Here is a 7,614-nt window from a genome sequence, read left to right as displayed (position 1 = left end):
GAAGGTCTTCCGGTCATCAAGATTGGCGAGCTAAAGGCCGGAATTAGTGATCAAACCAAGTGGTGCCAACGCGACGCAGCACCTGACAAGATTATCGACACAGGCGACTTGGTGTATTCGTGGTCAGGCAGCCCGGACACATCGCTCGAAGCGTTCCTTTGGAGCGGTGGCCGCGGGTTGCTCAATCAGCACATCTTCAAAGTGATTTCACCGACGGCAGCGGAGAAACGCTTCGTCTATTACCTCCTTCAATACCTGCGCCCCGTGCTCGTTGAGACGGCGAGGAACAAGCAGACCACCGGCCTCGGTCACGTCACGATTGCCGACATGAAACGCTTGCTCGTGTGTATGCCAACCAAGGCAGTGCTTGCCGCGTTCGACCGGAACGTCGCGCCGATTTTCGACCAGGCTTTCAAAAACACCCTCGAATCCCGCACCCTCGCCACCCTGCGCGACACGCTGCTGCCGAAGCTGCTGAGCGGGGAGTTGCCGACTTCAAACTTTACCCAAGGAGAAAACAAACATGCCAAATAATCCAATCGCACAACCCGCCGGGCCATCACAGGCCGAAACACTCGCCAAATCTCTAGCCGCAAAGTTTCTCGAAAATGGAAACTACGAAGCGCTGGGAACACCTCTCAGCCACGCTGCCGCTACAAAATACGCGCAGGCTGCGGCAATCGCCGATCTCGACGAATACTTTGGCGAGGAAGAAGGCTTTTCGGGACTCGCCGTTCACTCCGTCGGCTACACCGCAGGCGCAGAAACCGAGAAAGTAGTCATCTACGTCGCTCGCGGGTCCAAGAAAGCGCTGGAGAGCATCAAAGAGGAAGTGGAAGGCGTGCCGGTGGAAGCAAAGGTCATGGGCAAGCTCAAGGCTGGGCCAGCGCCAGCCATGAGCGCAGCCGGTATGAGCAACTTTTACGAGCGGAACGGACGAATCGCCTGCGGCAGCTCCTGCGCTCCGAGTGGCCAAAACTATTCGGGCACCGTTGGCGGGTTGCTGCGTGATGGGAACCGGATTCTCGCCCTCTCAAACAATCACGTCTTTGCCGCGTGCAACCACACACCGGTTGGGATGCCGATTTTGTCACCTAGCACGATGGATGCGCGACCAGGAAGGCGTGCCCCAACCGAGATTTGCCGTCACGAACGCATCGTCGAGTTGCGCAGCGGTGATCCCGCGCTTGTGCAAATGATGCGGCTGGATGCTGCCGTCGCAGAGGTCGCGAATGCTGCTCTGGTTTCTTCGTGGCAAGGCAACGATGCGGAGGGATTCGACACGCCAGCCGCTACAGCCAATCCGGTGTCAGGTTTGAAGGTGAAGAAGTTTGGACGCACCACTGGGCTGACGACGGGAACTGTCGAAGCCTTTGTGCCGACGCCGTGGATTCTTCCTTACAAATCTGGGAAGTTTTCAGCCACCGTTTGGTTCAGCGATACATGGACAGTCCGCGCCGATGGGGCAGACCCGTTTGCGCTGCCTGGCGACTCCGGCAGCCTTGTCGTCAGTGAAGATGGAACGTCCGTCATTGGACTGCTTTTCGCCGTGAACAACCGTGGGCAATACGGCATTATCATGCCGATTGATCAGGTGCTTGCCGCCTTTGGCGGTGCTACGATGCTTTCGGGACATGGCATTTGACGAGACAACGAAGCAAGCCGCCATCCGCTTGGGCCAACGCCTCAGCGGAAAGCCTTGGTATTCCAGCGTTGGAATATCCGAGGAACGCGGCGTGCCGTCGTTGATCGTCTATTCCCGCCGTCGCATCCCAAAGGGAGAAACCAGCGTGCCTGAAACGTGGGACGGCTTGGTTGTGAAGGTCCAGCAGGTCGGCAAGGTCATCCCCGCACAACCAGCGGCAACTCGCAGCACAGAGGATTCGAGTTTCGTCCTTCGTGAAGATCCAGCTCGGTATGGGCTTCCCCGTCTAGGTTCGGGTCTCACCGAATCCATCGTCGAAGACGCCGCCCTGACGTGGTTCGGGGAGCTGGGCTATGGGGTCGGGCACGGGCCGCAGATGGCTCCGGGCGAACCGGCGGCGGAGCGGGAGTCGTTTTCTGAGGTGGTGCTGGTGGGGCGGCTGCGCGAGGCGTTGCGGCAGTTGAATCCCACGCTGCCCGAGGAGGCGCGGGAGGAGGCGTTGCGAAAGGTGCTGCGCGTGGCGACGCCGTCGCTGGTGCAGACGAACCGGGCCTTTCACCGTCTGCTGCGCGATGGTGTCCCCGTCGAATATCCCCGGCCCGATGGCAGCATCGCGGGCGATCATGTGCGGTTGGTGGATTTCGACGACGTGCGGGCGAACGATTGGCTGGCGGTGAACCAGTTCACGGTGATCGAGGGCCAGCACAACCGGCGGCCGGACATCGTTGTCTTCATCAACGGCCTGCCGCTGGCCTTGATCGAGCTGAAGAATGCCGCCGATGAGGACGCGACGATCTGGAGCGCCTACGCCCAACTGCAAACCTACAAGGCGGAGGTGCCCAGCCTGCTCGCCTACAACGCCGCGCTAGTGGTGAGCGATGGCCTGCAAGCCCGCATGGGTTCGCTGACGGCGAACCAGGAGTGGTTCAAGGTCTGGCGCACGATCGATGGCGAGGGCGACGCGCCGAAGACGGTGCTGGAGCTGGAGGTGCTGGTGCGCGGGGTGTTTGAGCGGCAGCGCTTCCTCGACCTGCTCCAGCACTTTATTGTTTTCGAGGAAGACCCCGACTCGGGTGCGCTCCACAAGATCATCGCAGGCTACCATCAGTTCCACGCGGTGAACGCGGCGGTGGAGGAAACGGTGCGCGCCAGCGGGATGACCGAGGGCACCGTGATGCACGACGCCAAGGGGACCTACTGGTCAGGGCGTCAACGCGGCGGCAAGCCGGGTGACCGTCGCGCCGGCGTGGTCTGGCACACGCAGGGCAGCGGCAAGAGTTTCTCCATGCTCTTCTTCGCCGCCCGCGTGGTGCGGCATCCGGCGATGCAGAACCCGACGCTGGTGGTGCTGACCGACCGCAACGACCTCGACGACCAGCTTTTCGGCCAGTTCCAACGCTGCGCGGACATTCTCGGCCAAACCCCGCTCCAGGCCGAGGGGCGAGAGCATCTGCGCGAGCTGCTGAACCGGGCCAGCGGCGGTGTGGTTTTCACGACCATCCACAAATTCATGCCTGAAAAGGGCGAGGCGATGCCCGAGTTGAGCGCGCGGCAGAACATCGTCGTGATCGCCGATGAAGCGCACCGCAGCCAGTATGGATTCGGCGGCAAGGTGAATGAAAAGACCGGCGAGATGTCCTACGGCTTCGCAAGCAACCTGCGCGATGCCTTGCCGAATGCGTCGTTCATCGGCTTCACCGGAACGCCCATCGAGAAGACAGACGCGAACACGCGGGCGGTCTTTGGCGATTACATCAGCATCTACGACATCCAGCGCGCCGTCGCCGACAAGGCCACGGTGCCGATCTATTACGAGAGCCGCATTTCCAAGCTCAGCCTGAATGCCGCCGAGTTGCCGAAGATCGACGAGGAGTTTGAAGAGATCACCGAAGGCGAGGAGCTGACGAAGAAGGAGAAGCTAAAGACGAAGTGGGCCGCGCTGGAGGCGCTGGTGGGCGATCCGAAACGCATCGCGCTGGTGGCCGCCGATCTGGTGGCGCATTTCGAGAAGCGCGTGGAGGCGATGGACGGCAAGGCGATGATCGTCTGCATGAGTCGCCGCATCTGCGTGGATCTTTACAACGCGCTCATCATGCTGCGGCCCGAGTGGGAGGCGGAGACGCTGAAGGTCGTGATGACCGGCAGCGCCGAGGACGGCCCGGAGTGGCAGAAGCACATCGGCAACAAGAAGCAGCGGCGGGATCTGGCGAACCAGTTCAAGGATGCGAAGAACCCCTTCAAGATCGTGATCGTGCGCGACATGTGGCTGACCGGATTCGACGCGCCCTGCCTGCACACGATGTATGCCGACAAGCCGATGCAGGGCCACGGCCTCATGCAGGCCATCGCCCGCGTGAACCGGGTCTTCCGCGACAAGCCCGGCGGGCTGGTGGTGGATTACCTCGGTCTCGCCGATCAGCTCAAGAAGGCGCTCGTCACCTACACCGAGAGCGGCGGCCAAGGCAACCCGACCTTCGACACCGCCCAAGCCATCGCCGTGATGCTGGAGAAGCACGGCATCGCCTGCGATATGATGCACGGCTTCTCATGGAAGAAGTGGACCAGCGGCACTCCGACCGAACGACTGCAACTCATCCCCGCCGGGCAGGAGCACATTCTCGAACAGGAGGATGGCAAGAAGCGCTGGATTCAGGTGGTGACGGAACTTTCCCGCGCCTTCGCCCTCTGCGCCGCCAGCGACGAAGCCACGGCGATCCGTGACGACGTATCCTTTTTCCAGGCCCTGCAAGCCGCGCTGAACAAGCAGAGCAGCCAGAACCGCAAGACGCCCGAGCAGATCGACGCCGCTATCCGCCAGCTCGTGAGCAAGGCGATCACGACCGAGGGACAGGTGATCGACGTCTTCACCGCCGCCGGATTGCCCAAGCCGGACATCAGCATCCTGAGCGACCAGTTCCTCGCCGAAGTGCGCGGCCTCAAGCACAAGAACGTCGCCGCCGAGCTGCTGGAGAAGCTGCTCAAGGATGAACTCAAGGTGCGCTCCAAGCGCAACCTTGTGCAGAGCCAGGTCTTCAGCGAGAAGCTCAAGAAGACCCTCAACGCCTACCACAACCGCGCCATCAGCACGATGCAGGTCATCGAGGAGCTGATCAAACTCGCCAAGGACCTCGACGCCGCCACCAAGCGCGGCGAAGACCTCGGGCTGACGGATGATGAGATTGCGTTTTATGACGCCTTGGCATCCAACGACAGCGCCAAGCAGGCGATGGGCGACGACAAGCTCAAGCTCATCGCTGCGGAATTGATCAGCCAGGTGAAGAAGAGCGTGACCATCGACTGGACCCTCCGCGAAAGCGCGAGAGCCAAGATCAAGGTGATGGTAAAGCGCATCCTCAACCGCCACGGCTACCCGCCGGACTTGCAGGAAGAAGCCGTGAAGACCGTGCTGGCGCAGGCGGAGCTGCTGTGTGCGGACTGGGTTTAAAGATGCGGACAAGAGTGTCCGCGCTCCCTTGGGAAGTGAGGCGGACGAGCTGCGCAGTCGCGAGGCGAATCTCTGCGCTCCCGTCTTTTTCCTTTTTCGTTTCTTTCGGCCAGCACGGAAAGGGATGTTTCACACGAAGGCACGAAGGTTCTTGGTTCTTGGTTCTTGGTTCTTGGTTCTTGGTTGCGGCTGGCCGGATGGGTTTGGTGAGGCAAGGGAGGGAAGGGCGGCGCTTCCAAACTGAGGCGGCGATCCCACTTGCCACCGGTTTGCCTGCTGCCGAAGGGTGGCGGGCAACCTTTTACTCCCATGACTGAATCCATTCTTTATCTGATCGCCGGTGTCGTTCTGGCCTGGTTCGGCGGCGAACTCTTCGTCAAAGGAGGCGTGGGTATCGCGCATTGGGCGCACTGGCCGAAGGCTGTGGTTGGTGTGACGGTGGCGGCGTTTGGTACTTCCTCTCCAGAACTCATGGTGGCCATCAACGCCGCGCTCGATGGCGTTCCGAACATCTCATTGGGGGACGTGCTGGGCAGCAACGTGGTCAACATCGCGCTGGTGCTGGCGCTTGTTCTCTCGATCTCCGGCATGAAGGCGGAGGACGAGGGCGTGCGGCGTGACTGGACGGTGGCGCTGCTGGTGCCGGGGGCGCTGTATGGGCTCCTGTATGACGGCTGGTTTTCGCGCATCGACGCTCTGATCCTGCTCAGCGGTTTTGCTCTGTGGCTGTTGGTGGTCATTCGCCATGCGCGGGCACATGCGCGCCGACAGGTGCCGCACGCGCATCGAGTGTCGCCGGTCAAACCGATGCTTTATGTGGTCGCGGGTCTTGGGCTTCTGATCGTCGCGGCCCAATTCGTGGTGACAGGCGGCAAAGGCGTGGCTCTGGCGCTGGGCTGGAGCCCGTTCATCGTGGGTGCGGTGGTGGTGGCCGCGGCCACCAGCACGCCGGAACTCGCCACCACGCTCATTTCCCGCGTGCGCGGGCATCATGATGTGGGACTGGGCAACATCCTGGGCAGCAACATCTTCAACATGCTGGGGATCGCTTCCGTGGCCGCCCTGATTCAACCCTACGCCGTGAAGATGCCGGAGATTCAACCGAGCCTGTGGTTTGGCGCACTCACCGTGCTGCTGATTCTGCCGGCGAAGTGTGGCAGCATCCGCCGCTGGCGCGGGGTGTTGCTTCTGAGCCTTTATCTGGCTTATGTCCTGCTGACCTTGAACCAGAATCCGACCCACTGATGACCGCCACTCCGATCGAAATTCTCGCCTCCGTGCTCTTTGGGCTGGCGGTGCTCCACACCTTCTCCGTCAAACGTTTTGCCCATTGGGCGCACGCGTATCCGAAGGGATCGATCCAAGAGAATCTGCTGCATTTCCTGGCGGAGACGGAGGTGGTGTTCGGTCTTTGGGCGGCGGCCTTGTTTGTGGGCATCGCTGCCATGAAAGGTTCGGTCCATGATGCCGTGGAGTACATCGAGGGACTGAATTTTACCGAGCCGAAGTTCGTACTCGTGGTCATGGTGGTGGCGGCGACCCGACCCGTGGTGAAGCTGGCCGAGAGATTCATCTCCCTTTTCGCGCGTCTGCTGCCGATCGGTGAGAGCCTTGCCTTTTACATCGCCGCTCTGTCCGTGGGGAGTCTGCTGGGCTCCTTCATCACCGAGCCCGCTGCCATGACGCTGCTGGCCATTCTGCTGAAGCGCCGCTATTTCGACCGCGGCATCAGTTTGAAGCTCGCCTACGCCACGCTCGGCCTGCTGTTTGTGAACATTTCGATTGGTGGAACACTCACCAATTTTGCCGCTCCGCCGGTGCTGATGGTGGCGGCCAAGTGGGACTGGAGCACGATGTTCATGCTCACGCACTTTGGTTGGAAGGCCGCGGCGAGCTGCGTGTTGTCCACCGTGGTGGTGGCGTTGCTGTTCAACAAAGAACTTCGCGGTCTTGAAGTTCATGAGCACCAGGAACAGCCCATTCCTTTGTGGCTCACGCTGCTTCACGTCATGTTCCTCGGTCTGATCGTCTATTTTGCACATCATCCGGACGTGTTCTTCGGGGTGTTCATGCTGTTCCTTGGTCTCGTCATCGCCACGCGCGAGTATCAGGACCAACTGCGGCTGCGCGAAGGGCTGCTGGTGGGGTATTTCCTGGCGGGGTTGGTCACGCTGGGCTCACTGCAGTCCTGGTGGCTGAAACCGCTGATTGCGGGCATGAACGGAGCGGCGTTGTACTTCGGCACCACCGGCTTGACCGCGCTCACGGACAACGCCGCACTCACCTATCTTGGCTCATTGGTCGAAGGCATCTCAGCGGATCTTCAATACGCCCTGGTGGCTGGAGCGGTCACCGGTGGTGGTTTGACCGTCATCGCCAATGCACCGAATCCCGCCGGGGTCGGTCTGCTGCAGAACGCGAAAGCTTTTGGCAGCGAGGGCATCAGTCCGCTGGGCTTGTTTGTTGGCGCCTTGTTTCCCACCGCGGTGGCCGTGGTGTTTTTTTGGGTGCTGCATTGAGGCTG

Annotated in this window: 4 protein-coding genes and 1 pseudogene; all 5 read left to right on the top strand. The window is 61.2% G+C overall.

The annotated features are described in order from the left end of the window. A pseudogene (locus KDL09_RS22510) lies at window positions 1-534 on the top strand (restriction endonuclease subunit S); the annotation flags it as partial. Then, on the top strand, window positions 524-1,645 hold the full coding sequence (locus KDL09_RS22505; RefSeq protein ID WP_294390221.1) for a hypothetical protein: 1,122 nt from the start codon (window positions 524-526) through the stop codon (window positions 1,643-1,645). The pseudogene KDL09_RS22510 and the gene KDL09_RS22505, both read left to right, overlap by 11 nt. Further along, window positions 1,635-5,090: a type I restriction endonuclease subunit R gene (locus KDL09_RS22500; RefSeq protein ID WP_294390218.1), complete on the top strand. Its 3,456-nt coding sequence runs from the start codon at window positions 1,635-1,637 to the stop codon at window positions 5,088-5,090. The genes KDL09_RS22505 and KDL09_RS22500 overlap by 11 nt, the downstream gene beginning before the upstream one ends. 309 nt (window positions 5,091-5,399) lie before the next feature. Further along, the gene (locus tag KDL09_RS22495) at window positions 5,400-6,335 is read left to right on the top strand and encodes a calcium/sodium antiporter (protein WP_294390215.1); all 936 of its coding nucleotides are present in this window, start codon (window positions 5,400-5,402) and stop codon (window positions 6,333-6,335) included. After that, the gene (locus tag KDL09_RS22490) at window positions 6,335-7,609 is read left to right on the top strand and encodes a putative Na+/H+ antiporter (RefSeq protein ID WP_294390211.1); all 1,275 of its coding nucleotides are present in this window, start codon (window positions 6,335-6,337) and stop codon (window positions 7,607-7,609) included. The genes KDL09_RS22495 and KDL09_RS22490 overlap by 1 nt, the downstream gene beginning before the upstream one ends. The last annotated feature ends 5 nt before the right edge of the window (window positions 7,610-7,614 follow it).

It is taken from the genome of Prosthecobacter sp., from assembly GCF_020439865.1.
Taxonomy (GTDB): domain Bacteria; phylum Verrucomicrobiota; class Verrucomicrobiia; order Verrucomicrobiales; family Verrucomicrobiaceae; genus Prosthecobacter.
The sequence above is the reverse complement of the archived record's forward strand: the minus strand, read 5'-3'. Positions and strand labels throughout refer to the sequence as shown.

What these genes read in the sequence shown, in the direction of transcription:
- KDL09_RS22495 (WP_294390215.1), top strand. Translation starts at nt 5,400, where the DNA reads ATGACTGAATCCATTCTTTATCTGATCGCCGGTGTCGTTCTGGCCTGG.
- KDL09_RS22505 (WP_294390221.1), top strand. Translation starts at nt 524, where the DNA reads ATGCCAAATAATCCAATCGCACAACCCGCCGGGCCATCACAGGCCGAA.
- KDL09_RS22490 (WP_294390211.1), top strand. Translation starts at nt 6,335, where the DNA reads ATGACCGCCACTCCGATCGAAATTCTCGCCTCCGTGCTCTTTGGGCTG.
- KDL09_RS22500 (WP_294390218.1), top strand. Translation starts at nt 1,635, where the DNA reads ATGGCATTTGACGAGACAACGAAGCAAGCCGCCATCCGCTTGGGCCAA.